Source organism: Rhodococcus sp. KRD162 (genome assembly GCF_017168335.1).
GTDB lineage: Bacteria > Actinomycetota > Actinomycetes > Mycobacteriales > Mycobacteriaceae > Rhodococcoides.
This window is the reverse complement of sequence record NZ_JABFAU010000003.1, coordinates 203,709-219,375: the sequence shown is the minus strand read 5'-3', so window position 1 is coordinate 219,375 and position 15,667 is coordinate 203,709. Positions and strand designations below refer to the sequence as shown.

The following is a 15,667-nucleotide window of genomic DNA, read 5'->3' as shown; positions in this document are numbered from 1 at the left end:
CTGGGGTTACACAGTGACCGAGTTGTCCCCGCCGAGGTCGGCAATCAACGCCCGTGCGGTGGTGATTCCGGTTTCGATGGCTCCGTCGACGACGACTCCGTTCCACCCTCGCGCAATGTCGGCACCGGCGAACCGTAGCCGGGTCTGCCTGCCGTGGAACGACTTCCAGCCCTGAGTGAACTGTCCTGACCGCAACGTCGCCCACGTCTGTCCCGACCATTGGTCTGCGGCCCAATCGTGCCCGCCGCAGTCGAGGACCTGCATGCCGGTGTTCCAGACGTCGACAGCCTTCTGCGCGGATGCCGTGTCGTCGAGATCGATTGTGGTGTGGTCGGATCCGAACCCGACCAGGATCGTGGCATCCTCGTCCTCGAGAAAGTACTCGGCGCGCAGCAGCGAGATGGGGTGCTCACCGGGAGCTCCGGCGATGACGGAGTGGTGACCGGCAACCTTGACCCAGATCTTGAATCCGGTGGAGTTCGATCCGTCACGGATCAGGGTCTGCTGTTCTTTACCCAGCGGCGGTGAGAAGGTGATGTTCTTCAACGCGCCGATCGGGACCGTGACGATCACGGCGTCGGCGGTGACGACGGTTCCGTCGTCCAGCGTCACCGAGGACGATGTCGGGCCGTGCTCGACGCGAGTCACAGCGGTGTTCAGCGTGATGTTGCTTCGAATGTCGGCCGCAAGTGCCTCGTAGAGCCCACGCATGCCGTCGACGAGCTTGAACCGAAGTGTCTGCTCGTCCATGAGCGAGCTGCGGTGATCGCTCAACGATGCCCAATGCTTTGCCATCAGAGGTGACGCCGTCGCCGTCGATCCTTGATACCCCGCAGACCAGTACGAATCAGCGAGATCTATCTGCTCCTGGGTGAATTCGCCGTTGCGGAGACAGTCGAGGACGCTGCCCTGATCGGCCGCGAGGAACCGCGCGCGGAGTTCGTCCGGGGTGTTGGGATCGTCGAGCACTTTCAACGGCTCGTGCGGGAAGGGAAAGAAGTCTCGGGACCCCTCGAATATCTTCTCCTGAATTGCGCTCAGAGCCACGTCGAGATCGTGCTCGGACCCGGAATGCACGGTGCCCTCGCTGACCCAGTACGCATTGTCGATATCGGGACTCGGGTAGATCTTCTGGCTGTAGCGAGTGATCTCGGTCCACACGAACGGCTGCATCCAATGCACCCACGTTGCCCCCATCTCCAGCTGGTGTCCGCCCAGCCGTGAATCGGTCCACGCTCGGCCGCCGATGCGGTCGCGAGCTTCGTAGACGGTGACCTCGTATCCCGCGTTCTCGAGTTCTCGGGTTGCGGTCAGGCCGGCGAATCCGGCTCCGACCACGATGACCTTCTTACCGTCGGAATCGACCGTGCGAGGGTTCTGGGTGGCGGAGGTAGAGGTAGTCATGTCGAGTGAACTTTCTGTGTGATTCGGGGGATCAGCGGAGCGAAACATGTTGTGTCGGAGCTGTTGTGGATATTGCGCCGGGCTAGTTGCGCAAGATTGCGCGGACGGTGGGCAGCACCTGCTCGCACAGCAGTCCGATGCCGGAGCCCGTGGTCAGACCGAACGGGGTGTCGAATTCGACTCGGCGGGCACCGGCTCGGATGATGCTCGCCGCCTGTTCGGCCACCTGCTGCGGTGTGCCTGCAAACGCGAACTTGTCCAGTACGTCGTCGGGGATGAGCATGCCCGCCTCGCGGTGATCGCCGTTGCGGCACAGAACACCGATGCGCGCCATCAAGTCCGGATCCAGATCGACCGTGGGATCGTGCGCTGCCACCACATCGAAGTATGGAGCTGCGGCGGTCCTCGCCGCGGCTCGAGCTGCGATTCCATCCTCGTCGACCACCGCTATCGCGTTGAGACAGATGCCCGGTGTACGTGCTGATCCGCTCGCCTCTGCCATGGACGACAGTCGTTCCACCATTGCAGGATTGGCACTTCCGCCGGCTTGGAGTTCGTCCGCGATACGCCCGGCAATGGCAGCCAGCCGCGGACTCCACGAGCCGATCAACAAGGGGACCTCGGTGCGGAGAACGGGATACATCACCGTGGTGCCCGCGGCGAGCGAGTACACCTTTCCCTCGTAACCGCGTGCATCCCCAGCCAACAGCGCTGTCACTATCGATGCTGTATCGACGATCGCGGCCAGAGCGCGGCTCTGATCTATCTTGAGTTGCTCCATCCACGCGCCTCGGACCAGACCGTAGAAAGCGCGGCCACCGGACGCGGCGTCGAGGAGCGCCACTTGCCCCGCGATTTCGACCGGGTGCTGCGTCCACGGAGTGTAGGCCGCGATTCCGAGCCGCATACGGGAAGTGGAGTAGGCCATGCTGTGCAGAACCAGTGCCGGGGGTTGATACATGAGATCGCCGAAGACCGTGACGGCGTCGAAGCCCGCCACTTCCAGACGTTCGGCGAGGGGCGCATAGTCCCGTGGAGCGAAACTCCCGGCGACACCGACGCCGATCTCGTACTGCTCGACCTCGGTCATGAGCCGTATCCGAGCGATCGCAGAATCGGCAGTACCTTGCTGCCGAGCAGGCCGATACCCGCGGCCTCGGTCAATCCGAAGGGAGTATCGAATTCGACCCGACTCGCACCGGCGTCGTAGGCAGCTGCAGCCTGTTCGGCAACCTCGCCCGGGGTACCACAGAAGGAAAAATGCGTCAGCAGCTCGTCGGGAATCAGCCGTCCCGCATCCTCGTAGCGGTGTTCTCGTAGCAGAGTTCCCATGCGCGCAAGCAGATCCGGGTCGATCGAGACGGTCCGGTCCAGTGCCGCGATTGCGTGCATCGGTAGGGCGGCCTCGGTACGGGCGCGTCGGCGCGCGGCGTCGCCGTCCTCGTCGACGACGGTGACCGCGGTGAGCACGATTCTGGTGGACCCCGGCTCCTTACCGACTGCTGTCTCTCCCGGCTCGGCCCATCCGCGAATCAGCGGCACCATTGCAGCGTTGGCGCAACCGCCGACCTGGATCTCGTCGGCTCGTCGTCCCGCGAACGCGGCCAGTTTGGGGCTCCACGTCCCGATCATGATCGGCAGCGCTGTTCGCAGCACGGGGTAGTAGGGACGTGTACCTGTGCCCACCGAGTATGTCGTGCCGTCGTATCCGCGGCCGGTACCGTCCAATACGGCCTCGACGACCCCCAACGTGTCCTCGATCGCAGTCAACGCCCGGGTGGTGTCGATTCCCAGCTGATCCAACCATGCGCCGCGGACGATGCCGAGAAACGCCCTCCCGTCGGAGAGCTGATCGAGGTACGCCATCTGCCCTGCGATTTCTACCGGATGCAGTGTCCAGGGTGTGAAGCATCCGACCCCCAGACGCAGACGAGACGTGGCCGTGGCCATAGTTGCCAACACCATGGCGGGAGGTTGCATCATGAGATCACCGAACGCAGTGGCAACGTGGAATCCGTGTGCTTCGAGGGAGCAGGCCAGCTCACGGTAATCCCCGGGCGGAAGCGTTCCGCCGAACCCGACGCCGAATTCCGTCTCGCGCTCCATCAGGAAAGATCCTCCGTGCGCATGGTGATCTCGCCGATGCGGTCGATTCGCATCACCAGTCCTTCCTCCGGGTCCGGACAACAGGCCATCGTGTCCTGCTCGAGCCAGTCGGATGCAGGCAGTCGACGCATCTTGGCGGGAAGCATCGGCAACACGGCCTGAATTGCCCAGTAGCAGAACGCTTGTCCGTCGGGAAGTGAGAGCTGGTCACTGTTGCGGACCTCGAAGAAGTCTCCTTCTTTCATTCCACACACCGAGCGGCCCTTGATTTCACACACGGTCACGCGAAGATCGAACAGGGTCATTTCTTCGTCGGTCACAGCGTTGTACCTTTCACAGAATGTGAGCGCGGGGGACATCTGTCGCGGCGAGATCGATCTCGGCCACGGCAAGCTCGGGGAGTGTGTGTCGTTTGACGATGCCGTGAAAGATGCCCCAGCCGAGGCACAGGGCTATCGATGCCAGGGCGGCGAACACGCCGTACCGAGATTCGTCGGCGGGTAGCGGGAAGATCGATCCTGCGATTCCTGCGCCGACCGTCACGAGCGCGGCAGCTACCGCGACCCATCCCACCTTGCTCCATTGATTGCGGACCAACAGTTTCACTGCCGCGACGATCAGAACGAAGTAGGCGCTCATGACCAGGAGCCCACCGAACGTGGCGCCGACGGCGAAGCCCACGTAGGGATCCATGTCCGTGCGCCAACTGATCACTGTCACCAGCGCGATTCCGGCGACGGAGACCGTAGCGAAGACCCCGATGCCGACGACAGGTGTCTGCCAGCGACTCAGGCGAGATGCAGACGGCGGGAGGAGGCTGCCACGCGAGAGGGCGAAGATTCCGCGTGAGGACGCGACCATGAATCCGATTGCTACCGCGACCATGTCGAGTACCAGACCCAGTTGGGCCAGCGGCGCGATCCACTCGCCGACGTAGGTGGTTCCGAGGGTCGACAGTCCGAGCGGATCGGAGGCCCAGTCCTGCGCGACCCTGTCCGCGCCGAATCCGATGGTTCCCGCATACTGCATCAGCAGACAGAAGCCTGCGACGATCAGAATGGTCGCAATGATTGCGCGCGGGACGGACTTTCGTGCGTCCTTCGCTTCCTCACCCAACGAGGCGGACGATTCGACGCCGACGAACAGCAGCGCGCAGAAGATGAACGTGGGCAGGAATTGGCCCGCGGTGGGAGCCGTCGGGTCCAGGACCACGGCGGAGTTGCCCTCGGCACCACCTTTGGCGATCACCGTGATGGCGATGATCAGATACGGCACCACGGACAAGACGAAGATCGTCAGCTGGGCGCGAACCGACAGGTCGACACCACGAATGTTGACCAGTGCGACGAACAGCAGCACGCCGAGCGAGATCAACCAGAACGGGACGTCGATATCGGTGTAGGTCGCCATCAGATCGTGGCCGAGGACACCCGCACCGATCAGCATGGTCGGCCCACCGAGGATGATGTAGGCGAAGTAGTAGAAACCTGCGGTGGAAATTCCGGCCGTGGGCCCAAGTGTGCGTCCGACGTACTCGTACATGACACCTGCGCTGGTGTAACGCCTCGCGAACATGACCAGCACCGCACCGAGGCCGAGGACTCCGAGGAGTACGACCAGCAGGTACAGCGGCCCTGCACTGCCGCCCTTGGCGGCGATGATGCCGCCGAGGAGGGCCGCCGAGGTGATGGGGCCGACGGCCAGCGACTGAGCGACCAGGTCGGTGGTGCCAAGTTTTCCTCGTGCAAGGCTCCCAGCGTGAGATGTGGCGGTCGGTCCGCGCTCGGCGGTGGTCGAAATCTTTTCGGCAGTCATATGAGATCCTCAGTTAAAGCTACAGGTGTTGACTAATAATTGACCTACGCCATTTCCGATTCGATGCCGGAATGTAACGAACTGGAGTCATGCAGCGCCGTACAGTGCTGATTCCGTCTTAAGGCGGAGGTGCTGATGCAATGAACGGGTTCATCCACTGTGCTCCGGATCACCGTGATTTGTCAACGACTGTAGATAAAAAAACTCCCCCGGCGTGAGCGCGGGGGAGTCGATCGCCAGAATCCGATCAGAACAGCTCGATGACCAGCCTGCTCGTCTTTGCGCGTGAGACGCACAGAGCTATCTGATTGCCGGCGGCCTTGTCGGCAGCCGAGAGGCAGTTGTCGCGGTGCTCGGGTTCACCTTCGAGTACACCGGACACACACGACCCGCAGATGCCTTCCTCGCAGGACTTGAACACCTCGATGCCGTTCTCCTCCAGCACGGAGAGAATGCTCCGATCGGACGGTATCTCGAACGTCTCTCCGGTATCCATTTCGACGGTGAACGCGGTGTCCCCGGAGGTGTCGATGTCGGAGGCGACGAAGTGTTCGATATGAACGTTGTTCGGCCCGACCAGCGGTGTGAAGACCGAGGCGACCGTATCCATGAAACCTTCCGGCCCGCAGGTGTATACGGCGGACGTCGAGGGTGCCGAACCGGCCAGCTCGTCCAGAACTGTCTGCTGTTGGCCACGGGTGATTCCGATGTGCAGGTGGACGCGGTCCCGAAATTCGGCCCGCGTCTCGAGCAACTCGAGAAATGCAGTGTGCTCGCGGCTGTGCGAGAAGTAGACGAGCTCGAAGTTCGCCCCACTGTCGTGGAGGTGATATGCCATGCTGAGCAGCGGAGTCACACCGATGCCGGCCGCGATCAGCAGATGGGTGTCGGCATCCTGCGCCACCCCCAGGATATTTCGCGGTTCACTGATTTCGAGGATGTCGCCTTCCCGAACGCGGTGCAGCGCTTCGGATCCGCCGCGCGAGTCCACTTCGCGTTTGACCGCGATCAACAGCGAATCCGGCTCCGTCGGTGGCCCGCACAGCGAGTACTGCCGCAGCACACCGGTCGGGCCTTTCACGTCGATGTGGGCTCCGGCTTCGTACGGTCCGAGGGTGCCCCCGCCATCGCGCACCAGACGAAGCGACCGAACACTCGGCGTCTCGTCCACGATCTGCGAGACAACAACTTTGACACTGGACACGGCGTTTCCTAACGCATGTAGAGTCCGCCGTTGGCGTCCCAACAAGCACCGGTGACCGACGCGGCCGCCGGGGATGCCAGCAGAGAGACCATCTCGGCGATGAATGCCGGGTCGCCCAGACGACCGACAGGGATAGTGTGGGCAAAGGACTCGAGGTTGGCTTCGCCGACGATCTCCCGCACGATGGGGGAGTCCTGAGGGCCTGGCGAGACCGCGTTCACGGTGACCCCAGACGGTGCCAGTTCTCGGGCGAAGACTTTCGTCAAGGACATCACTGCGCCCTTGGCTGACGCGTAGTGTCCACCGGTCGCTGTGCCACCGTTCTGCCCGGCCAAGGAGGCCATGTTCACGATACGGCCGTAGCCGTTACCGGCCATGTAGCTACCGAAGACCTGGCAGGCACTGAACGTGCCCTTGAATCCGACGGCCATCACCGAGTCCAACTCCTCGGCGGTGATGTCCATCAACGACCGTGCCTGGGTCTTTGCTGCATTGTTGACCAGAACCTCCACCGATCCGAAGTCGCCGACGACCCCGGACAGCAGGCTCTCGAGCGCAGACTTGTCGCTGACGTCGACCTGGTAGCCGCGGGCCGAGTCTCCGGAGCCGAGTTCGGCTGCCAACGCGTCTGCGGAATCCCGATCGATATCTGCGATGGCGACTCGGTGGCCGGTGGAGTGAAGCTTGCGGACGATGAGCGCGCCGAGCCCGCTCCCGCCACCGGTGACGACGGCAACCGGGGCGTTCACAGCAAGAACCCGGCTGCGGGAACTGCATCCTCGCTGTCGACGAGTCGAATCACTTTGAGGGCTATTCGGTCGGCGCTCCCGTCGACGCCCAACCGGATCCGGTACTCCACATCCCCTGCCCACAGATCGTGCTTGCCGCGTTTGAACGCGACGACGATCTGTGATGCGCGAAGGTGAATCTCGTTGTCGGTACACGATTGGACAACGAAGCGAGACACGGTCCGGGTGGTGACCGCGGCATCGACGGCGGCGATCGCGTAGCCCTCGGTCATCCGCACCACCCGCATGTCACGCATCCGGGCGTCGTCGTAGATCATGTTGAGTCGATTGTCGAAGTCGTCCCCGGTGGAATCGATCGGGACGACGTACAGACCGTCCTCGGAGTACATGCCCTTCCACGTCTCGTACTGCTTGCGATCGAGCAGATCGGCTTCGCGCCAGATCAATTCGATTGCCCGTACCACGCGGGTGTCTGCGATGGACAGCGTGTCGACGGCGGTGTCAGTCATTGCTCATCATCTCTTTCCACTGTGCGTAGGCTGCGCGCATGCCGGTCTCGTCGGTGACGTGCGAGGTGGGCCATCCTTCGGCACTCGGCTTCTCCCGCGCAGCACCCCGATTGACGAGAATGGGCATCTCGGGTGCGCCCTGAGCGCCGCGTTGAACCCGGTCCCACCCTTCGGCGTCATCGGGTGTACCGAAACCGAATGGACCCTGGAAATGCTCGTGTACTCGCAACCGGGCCCGGTTCACCGGATCCACCACCTCGGACGGCCCGTCCGGACCGATCGCCAGATGCTCGATCGTCGTCGCATCGACCGCGGTGGGCTCGAGGACACGGAAGAAGGCGGCCGACATCGACACGTTGGGGAAGAGATTGAGGTTGAAACCTGTGCCGTGCATGGCGCGGACGATCTTACGAATCGCGGGCTCATCGAGGCCTGCAGCGGACAGTTCGGCAACGAGGTCGTCGAAGCGTGCCTGCAGGGGCTCGGATCCGTCGTCGGCATCGAGGTCGGAATGTTCGGGGACCATCTGCATGACACTGTGGCCGTTACCGAGATCGTGGGTGACGGCATCCGGGTTGGTCATGAACGACATCATGTCTGCCGTTTCGGCATCGACCGATGCCATCCACGACCGGTGCACGATGGGGAAATGATAGCCGTCCGTCGTGTTCTCGAGCTGAATCTTCCAATTGCCGTTGAAGCGGAATCGGTGTGTGCCCAGAACCTTGATGGGATAACCGCCGCCTTGCTTCATGAACCGGTCGATCCAGAGCTTGGCGTCGCCGAGGAAGTCCTCGAGAGATTCGATGTCCTGGGCGAACGTCGCGAAGACCATCCCGCCGTACGATTCGGTACGCAGTTTCTTGAGTGAGAGTTCGCCCTTTTCGATGACGCCCTCGTATCCCTCGGGGTACGGAATGCCGCGCAACTGACCGTCGAGACTGTAGGACCAGGCGTGGTACGGACACGTGAAACCGTTTGCGACGCCGGTCTTCTGCTCACAGATGCTGGCACCGCGGTGGCGGCAACGGTTGAGCAGGGTGTTGATCTGTCCCTTGCGGTTCTTGGTCACGATGACCGGCTGGAGGCCGACGTGGGTGGATTTGAAGCTGCCCGGTTTCGGTAGCTCGGATTCGTGAGCGACCCAGATCCAGGTGCTTTCGAAGATCTTGGTGATCTCCTCGACGAACACGTCCGGGTCGGTGTAGATCCGACCCGCGACACGATCGCCCATCACCAGATCGGACGCGGGGGACTTCGGTGTTGCCTCGTCGGTGTCGTGCACGGTCATTGATGTCTCCAAGGCTCGTACGTTGTCGAGATTGCAAGTGGTAGCCACCGGATGACGCAGTTGAACAACGTCATCCGGTGGAGAATGGGTGGTGCGCGGCCTTCAGTAGGTGCGGGGTGTGAGAGCCCGGCCGATGCGAGCTTCGATCTTGACGAACTTCCACAGCTTCCAGTCGCTCGTCCCGACCTCGATCGTCCGCAGGAAGTTGCACGCCTGTTTGACGGTGTCGTGGGAATCGACGTCGGCGAGCAAATAGCAGGTCCACGGCCAGGAATCCGAGGGGCCGACCGTCGTGGCGTCGTCGTCGATATCGCCGATGAAGTCGACACCGTCGAGGCCCTTGATGCCGTCGGACAAGGCGACGAACGCCGTCCAGACGTCGCCGGCCGTGACTCCTCCCTCGGGGAGCTCGAAGAAGTTCTGGTTGATACCGATACAGAACAGAACGCGAAGCGGGGTGGTGGTCATGGGTTCTCCTTCGAGAGTCACTTGAAGCCGGGGACGGTGGGCGGTTGGCCCATCAGCACTGCGCCTGCGGCGTCCAGGATCGCCGGGCCCAGGAAGGCATGCTGCTGAGGAACGAGCGCATCACCCGTCCACTGCTGAAGGGGATGTGAGGTGAAAATTGTTCCAGTGCCCGAGATCTCGACGATCTTCGTCACCGCGGATGCCGATGTCTTGGCCAGATGACTCGATGCCAGCCTCAGGTGGGCATTCTGAGCGTCGGTGGGTTCGTCCCCGCTCAGCACGCTGTTCCACACTTCCTCGGTCACCTCGTAGAAGTACGCGCGCGCAGACCTCAGGGCGGCTTCGGCCTCGGCGACGGCGATGCGGTAGTACGGTCGGTCTGCCAGCTTGGGGGCACCGGTGATGCCGGCCACGCCTGCGCCCACTTTCAGTGCGTAGTCGAGTGCGCTGCGCGCGACGCCTGCACCGACCACCGCGAGAACCTGTGCCGCGTAGGCGATCGTCGGATAGTGGTATAGAGGCTCGTCGACGGTGGGTGCGCCGCCGCGGATGAAGGTCCACTCCCGAGGCACCTCGACCTTGTTCACCACGAGGTCGAACGACCCGGTGCCGCGCATGCCGACCACGTCCCACTCCTGGACTATCTCCACGTCCTTCGGTCGCAGCAATGCCGTTCTCGGCTTGCCGCCGGTCGAGTCGTCTCCGGGAATTCCTACGCCCAGAATGTCGGCGCCCATCGATCCGCTCGCGAACTTCCAGCGGCCGTCGACCAGAAATCCGCGTTCGGTCGGTGCCGCCGGCTGTACCGGGAACAGTCCACCTGCGAACACGACGTCGGGACCGTCGGCGTACAGCTCGGCCTGGGTGTCGACCGGCAGGGCAGCGAGGTAGATCAGGGCGGAGCCGAAGCTCGCCACCCAGCCCGCCGATCCGTCGACGACGGAAATCTTCTCGATGGTGCGTAGAAAGTCCGCCGGTGCCTGGGGATCTCCGCCGAAGCGCCGAGGAGTGGCGGCCCGGTAGATGCCGATCTCCTTGAGGCGGTCGACGAAGTCGGGGGAGACGAAACGCTGATCTCGAAACTCCGTCCGCCGTTGCGCGAGCTCGTCCAACACGTGGTCGAGAGTCACGGTAGTGCCTGCTTGGGGCGGGGCATGCTGAGTGAGTGTCATGAGCGTCTCCTTCTACCTCGTTCGTTGATTCGACCGTAATGCGAGTCACGTTCGGCCCCAATCGGTAAAGAGTGCGGTCGGCAGGGGGTGCGTCCATCAGTCGTATAGGTGAAATCTTCAGTTCACGCTCGAAATAAGGTCCTTCGGCGCACCGAGCCGTCGACCACGCATACGCTTTCGACATGTCCATGGACCCGCGAGCTCCGGAAATGGTGCCGGCCGATTTCGTCGAAATGATGAATGCCGCGCAGGTATGCGTACTCGTCCACGACGGGGCGACCAAGAGCATCCTGTGGGCCAATCCGGCAGCCTGCGCGATGCTGGAATTCGATCTCGACGAAATGCGTCCTCTCAAGGCCAACGACATGAGTAGCTCTGCACAGCAGTACCACCCGAGTAGTCGGACGGGCATGGCTGCACGAGGCAGTCGAGTGCGGCAGCAGTCGGATCGAATGGCACTATCGATCCAAGTCCGGCCGCATCATCCCGACCGATGCCATCGCGACCAGAATCGAGCTGCGTCAAGGCACCGCGGTGATGGTGCAGTTCCGGGACATCGAAAACGAACAGCGCACCGAGCGTGCGTTGAGGCTGACCACCACCTACGTCGATGCACTGTCCAGAAATACCTCCGCGATCGCATTCGTCCTGGACGAAACAGGTGCAATCGGATTCGCGACCGATACCGCCATGGAACATCTCGGCATCGATCCGAGCGTCGAACCGCCTGCAGGCAGATCCCTGGCCTCGTACGCGTCGTTTCACATCGCCGGCCGCCGATCCACCTGGAGCGAACTGGTGCGGGACGCGAGTCCGGTGGCATCGGTCCGGTTGGAGGTCCTTGCGGGCGAGGGTCGGACGCATTGGCTGGACGGAAGTGTCGAGCGACTGCAGGAGAACGAGGTCAACGCCTATCTGATGTTGCTGCACGACGTGTCCGATCGTGTGCGCACCGAAGAGATGCGCGGATTGGAATTGCAGCGCGAGAATTATCTGGCGCGATACAACGCAATGGGCGATATGGCGATGGCGATAGCTCACGAGTTGGGGCAGCCGCTCGCGGCCGCGGGCAATTTTCTGGCGGGAATCGAGACCATCCTGACCACCCGGGGCCCGCTCGACACGCGGGTGGAATACGGCCTCGCTTCGGCGCATCGGCAGATCGAGAGGGCGGCCACGATCGTCGCTACTCTGCGGGCATTCGTGGGGCACCTCGAACAGGTCGATCAGACCGTCGATCTCAACACCGTCGTCACCGAGTGCCTGTATTTCATCCGCTTGCGTGCCGAGCAGAACTCCGTGCGGATCGAATTCGAGCTCGCCGAAGAACCGGTTCATGTGCGCTGCGAGCGGGTACTGACCGGCCAGGTCATCATCAATCTCTGCTTCAATGCGATCGACGAGATGGCCCAGTGCGCGCTACAGGATCGCACGATCACATTGTCCACGGGTAACCGCGACGACGGTGGTGCCTTCTCTGTCAGCGACCGCGGAAGAGGATTGCAGCGCAACCCTTTCGAGGAGTCGTTCACAACCAAGCAGTCCGGTAGTGGGATCGGTCTCGCGCTCAGCTATCGGATCATCACCAGGCAGCACGGTTCCATTTGGTACACCCCTGGGGCAGAAGGTGGTTCGGTGTTCGGTTTCGCGCTCCCGACGGTGAGCCGGGCGGAGGCTCTCGCCGGTGAGGACGGCCCGCCGGTGTAGGGAAATTCTTCAGGCTCGGGAAGGAACTCTTCATTCCCGTTCGGCCCCCCGGCTCGTAGCGTCGACCCATGATCTTCGGTTGCTGAGCACGGCGCAACCGGACCTATCGGGGAGAGCGACGAATGGACGATACACGCGAGCGCATGACACTGATGTGCTACAACGACACTCACGGGTACGGGTGGCGGCACGTAGACCTGTTCATGCACGACCGCGATGGTAACGAGCTGAACTGGGTTCACTGGCAGGTCAAGGCCGACGGTCCCGATGCAGCGGATCAGGCCACCGAGCGGGCCGAGCCCTCGCTCCGCCGCGTCTCGGACTGGCGGCACTCCGTCAGCGCCAGCGGGATGGACTACTGGACCGCCGACGCCGTGTGGGGCGACCGATGAGCGTCCGCTCGTCTCTCCATCGGCCATGGTCATTGGTCGATCTCGTGGCAGACCTACGGTCCGGACGAAGCACCGAGGCGGACGCATGGCAGCGCTCCGGAGCCCGAATCGACGAAACTGAGCCGGAACTGGCGGCATGGGTGATTCACCGACCGCCGGCCGCTCCGGCGCATCCTGCCGGACGGGTGGGGCCCCTCGGCGGAATCCCGTTGGGAGTCAAGGACATCATCGATGTCGCGGGTCTACCGACCAGATGTGGAACCGATCTCTACGCGGCGCGGCCGCCGGCCGAGGCCGATGCTGCCGTGGTGCAGGCCTGGCGCAGGGCCGGTGCCGTACCCGCAGGCAAGACCGTCTCGACCGAGTTCGCCTTCTTCGCTCCAGGGCCGACTCGTAATCCCGCCGATCCGACACACACCCCAGGGGGATCGTCGAGTGGGTCAGCGGCCGCGGTGGCATCGGGCCAGGTGCCACTGGCTCTCGGTTCGCAGACTGCCGGATCTGTCACCCGCCCGGCGTCGTATTGCGGTGTCGCATCGATGGTCATGACTCGGGGTCGGTGCTCGACCGATGGGGTGACCGGCCTGAGCGCGAGCCTGGACAGCCACGGGTTGTACGCAGCGCAGGTACGCGACCTCGCATGCGCGTGGTCTGCGTTCGTCGGGCAGGAGGTCGTCCACGGCGACCCGTCCACGCATCCTCGGGTATTGCTCTGGGACGCAGCAGAACTCGGCGTCGTCGAATCGGACATGGCCGCAGCGGTCACCGAACTGGGTCGCGCGATTCGAGCCAAGGGTGCCGAACTCTCGGCGTTTCCAGCGGCCGCTGCCGTCGCCGAGACCACCGCCGCCCATGCAGTTGTCATGGCCTACGAGGCAGCGCGGGAACGAAGCGCACTCTTCGAGGACATCGACCGACTCAGCGACCCGCTGGCCGACCTGCTGCGGCGTGGCGCGTCGACGACCACCGCGGACTACCATGCTGCCCGCAGGAGCATCGCCGTCTCGCGCGAGCGCATCATCGGTCTGTTCGAGGACGTCGATGTCATCGTGGGACCGGCCGCCCCTGGTGCGGCACCCGAGGGCCTCGATGCAACCGGAGATCCGGTGTTGAGCCGTGCATGGCAAGCCTGGGGCCTACCCGTGGTCACCGTTCCCGGCATAACCGACGGCAAGGGCATGCCCCTGGGCATGCAGGTCATCGGATCGCCGAACTGCGAGTCCGAACTACTGGCCGGCGCATCGTGGATCTCCGAGGTGATCGCCGCCGGGTTCCCACCGTGATTCTGCGGCACCATCGATTTTCTTTCGGCCATCGAGCACAATTCCATTCACCGAGCACAGGAGGCGGCCATGACCGCAGTATCTGATTTCACCACCGATCTTTTCCTCGACGGGGAGTGGAGCGGCGGTGGTGCCGGAACGTTCGAGACGTTCGATCCTTCCACCGGTGACAAGCTCGCCGACATTGCTTCTGCCGACGCCGCCGACGTCGATCGCGCTGTTCGCGCAGCCCGGTGCGCATTGGCCGGAAGTTGGGCAGCGGTACCGCCGTCGCACAAGGGGCAGCTGCTCAACAAGCTGGCCGATCTGGTCGAACGAGACGCCGAAGTTCTCGCCCGCCTCGAGTCGCTCGACATGGGCGGATTGTTCTTCCTCGGCAAGATGATGTTCGTCCCCAATCTTGTTGCCTCGCTTCGCTACTACGCGGGCTGGGCCGACAAGCTCAATGGCGAGACCCTACCGAACGATGGGTACATGGGTCGGCCCACCTTTGCCTATACCCGCCGTGAGCCGGTCGGCGTCATTGCCACGATCATCCCGTGGAACGCACCGCTGATGATTCTCGGGTGGAAACTGGCTCCGGCGCTCGCAACGGGCAACACGGTGATCGTCAAGCCTGCCGAGGACGCGTCGCTGTCGATCCTGCATCTCGCGCGCCTGATCGAGGAGGCCGGGTTCCCGGCCGGCGTCGTGCAGGTACTGCCGGGTATCGGCGCGGTCACCGGTGAGGCGCTCACGACACACCCCGGCGTTGACAAGGTCTCGTTCACCGGATCCACCGCCGTCGGTCGCCGTATCCTGGTCAACTCCGCAGCCGACTTCAAGCGCACCACCTTGGAGCTGGGCGGTAAATCGCCGCAGATCATTTTCGGCGACGCCGATCTCGAGTCCGCGGTCGGCGGCGCAGCCATGGGGTTGTTCACCAACTCGGGTGAGGTGTGTGCGGCGGGAACGCGCATTTTCGCGCATCGGTCCGTCTACGACACGGTGGTGGACGGACTCGCTGCGGCGGCCGGAGCTCAGGTGCTGGGCAACCCGTTCGATACCTCGACCACGATGGGTCCGCTGATCAACGCCAAGCAGAAGGATCGCGTGCTCGGCTACATCGCGCAGGGCAAGTCCGAGGGGGCGCGCCTGGTGGCGGGCGGCACCGACGGCGGCGGAGAGGGCAACGATCGCGGTCACTTCGTGCGTCCGACGGTCTTCGCCGGCACCAACGATCTGACCATCGCCCGTGAGGAGATTTTCGGACCGGTGGGGATTGTCGTCCCCTTCGACGACGACGCCGAGGCGATCGCCCTGGCCAACGACAATCAGTACGGCCTGGCAGCCACGCTCTGGACGACGGATCTGGCGCGCGCCCACAACGTCTCGGCGTCACTGCAAGCAGGAGCTGTGGCTGTCAACGGGTGGTCGCCACTTGCACCCCAATTGCCCTGGGGCGGAGTCAAAGCCAGCGGCCTGGGCCGTGAGCTCGGGTACGAAGGAATCCTGGCAAACACCGAGGCGAAGACCGTCACGATCGTTCTGTGACCCATCGCGTCGAAGCCGCCGGCCACCTGGTCGG

15 protein-coding genes are annotated in these 15,667 nt (G+C 63.4%); 4 read left to right on the top strand and 11 right to left on the bottom strand.

Features of this window, described 5'->3' with window-relative positions; genetic code table 11:
* Positions 1–6: 6 nt before the first annotated feature.
* The 11 genes from J1M87_RS03485 to J1M87_RS03435 form a co-directional block, all read right to left on the bottom strand.
* Positions 7–1,404: an NAD(P)/FAD-dependent oxidoreductase gene (locus J1M87_RS03485; protein WP_206487845.1), complete on the bottom strand. Its 1,398-nt coding sequence runs from the start codon at positions 1,402–1,404 to the stop codon at positions 7–9.
* A gap of 82 nt (positions 1,405–1,486) precedes the next feature.
* Positions 1,487–2,494: an LLM class flavin-dependent oxidoreductase gene (locus J1M87_RS03480; protein WP_206487843.1), complete on the bottom strand. Its 1,008-nt coding sequence runs from the start codon at positions 2,492–2,494 to the stop codon at positions 1,487–1,489.
* Positions 2,491–3,510, bottom strand: a complete 1,020-nt coding sequence (locus J1M87_RS03475) for an LLM class flavin-dependent oxidoreductase (RefSeq protein WP_206487841.1) — start codon at positions 3,508–3,510, stop codon at positions 2,491–2,493. Before J1M87_RS03475 ends, J1M87_RS03480 begins: the two co-directional genes overlap by 4 nt.
* Positions 3,510–3,830, bottom strand: a complete 321-nt coding sequence (locus J1M87_RS03470) for a TIGR04076 family protein (protein ID WP_206487839.1) — start codon at positions 3,828–3,830, stop codon at positions 3,510–3,512. Before J1M87_RS03470 ends, J1M87_RS03475 begins: the two co-directional genes overlap by 1 nt.
* A gap of 13 nt (positions 3,831–3,843) precedes the next feature.
* Positions 3,844–5,325, bottom strand: coding sequence for an APC family permease (locus J1M87_RS03465; RefSeq protein ID WP_206487837.1), 1,482 nt, complete (start codon positions 5,323–5,325; stop codon positions 3,844–3,846).
* A 247-nt stretch (positions 5,326–5,572) separates the two neighbouring features.
* Entirely contained in the window at positions 5,573–6,529 is a 957-nt protein-coding gene (locus tag J1M87_RS03460; protein WP_206487835.1) for a PDR/VanB family oxidoreductase, read from the bottom strand.
* A gap of 8 nt (positions 6,530–6,537) precedes the next feature.
* Positions 6,538–7,278 carry an SDR family NAD(P)-dependent oxidoreductase gene (locus J1M87_RS03455; RefSeq protein ID WP_206487833.1) on the bottom strand — a complete coding sequence of 247 codons (741 nt, stop codon included), beginning with the start codon at positions 7,276–7,278 and terminating at the stop codon, positions 6,538–6,540.
* The gene (locus tag J1M87_RS03450; RefSeq protein WP_206487831.1) at positions 7,275–7,787 is read right to left on the bottom strand and encodes an aromatic-ring-hydroxylating dioxygenase subunit beta; all 513 of its coding nucleotides are present in this window, start codon (positions 7,785–7,787) and stop codon (positions 7,275–7,277) included. The genes J1M87_RS03455 and J1M87_RS03450 overlap by 4 nt, the downstream gene beginning before the upstream one ends.
* On the bottom strand, positions 7,780–9,078 hold the full coding sequence (locus J1M87_RS03445) for a Rieske 2Fe-2S domain-containing protein (RefSeq protein WP_206487829.1): 1,299 nt from the start codon (positions 9,076–9,078) through the stop codon (positions 7,780–7,782). The genes J1M87_RS03450 and J1M87_RS03445 overlap by 8 nt, the downstream gene beginning before the upstream one ends.
* Before the next feature lie 102 nt (positions 9,079–9,180).
* Positions 9,181–9,546: a hypothetical protein gene (locus tag J1M87_RS03440; protein WP_206487827.1), complete on the bottom strand. Its 366-nt coding sequence runs from the start codon at positions 9,544–9,546 to the stop codon at positions 9,181–9,183.
* Between the two features lie 17 nt (positions 9,547–9,563).
* The gene (locus J1M87_RS03435) at positions 9,564–10,718 is read right to left on the bottom strand and encodes a flavin-dependent monooxygenase (RefSeq protein ID WP_206487825.1); all 1,155 of its coding nucleotides are present in this window, start codon (positions 10,716–10,718) and stop codon (positions 9,564–9,566) included.
* 537 nt (positions 10,719–11,255) lie between these two features.
* On the opposite strand from J1M87_RS03435, the gene J1M87_RS03430 reads away from it, so the two are divergent.
* From J1M87_RS03430 to J1M87_RS03415, 4 genes are all read left to right on the top strand, one after another.
* On the top strand, positions 11,256–12,425 hold the full coding sequence (locus J1M87_RS03430; RefSeq protein ID WP_241256377.1) for a sensor histidine kinase: 1,170 nt from the start codon (positions 11,256–11,258) through the stop codon (positions 12,423–12,425).
* A 122-nt stretch (positions 12,426–12,547) separates the two neighbouring features.
* Positions 12,548–12,817, top strand: a complete 270-nt coding sequence (locus tag J1M87_RS03425; protein WP_206487821.1) for a hypothetical protein — start codon at positions 12,548–12,550, stop codon at positions 12,815–12,817.
* A gap of 44 nt (positions 12,818–12,861) precedes the next feature.
* Complete coding sequence (locus tag J1M87_RS03420) at positions 12,862–14,100, top strand: amidase (protein ID WP_307830720.1); 1,239 nt, start codon at positions 12,862–12,864, stop codon at positions 14,098–14,100.
* Positions 14,101–14,169: 69 nt separating this feature from the next.
* Positions 14,170–15,633 (top strand): aldehyde dehydrogenase family protein, encoded by a 1,464-nt coding sequence (locus J1M87_RS03415; RefSeq protein ID WP_206487817.1) that lies wholly within the window; start codon positions 14,170–14,172, stop codon positions 15,631–15,633.
* Positions 15,634–15,667 lie beyond the last annotated feature (34 nt).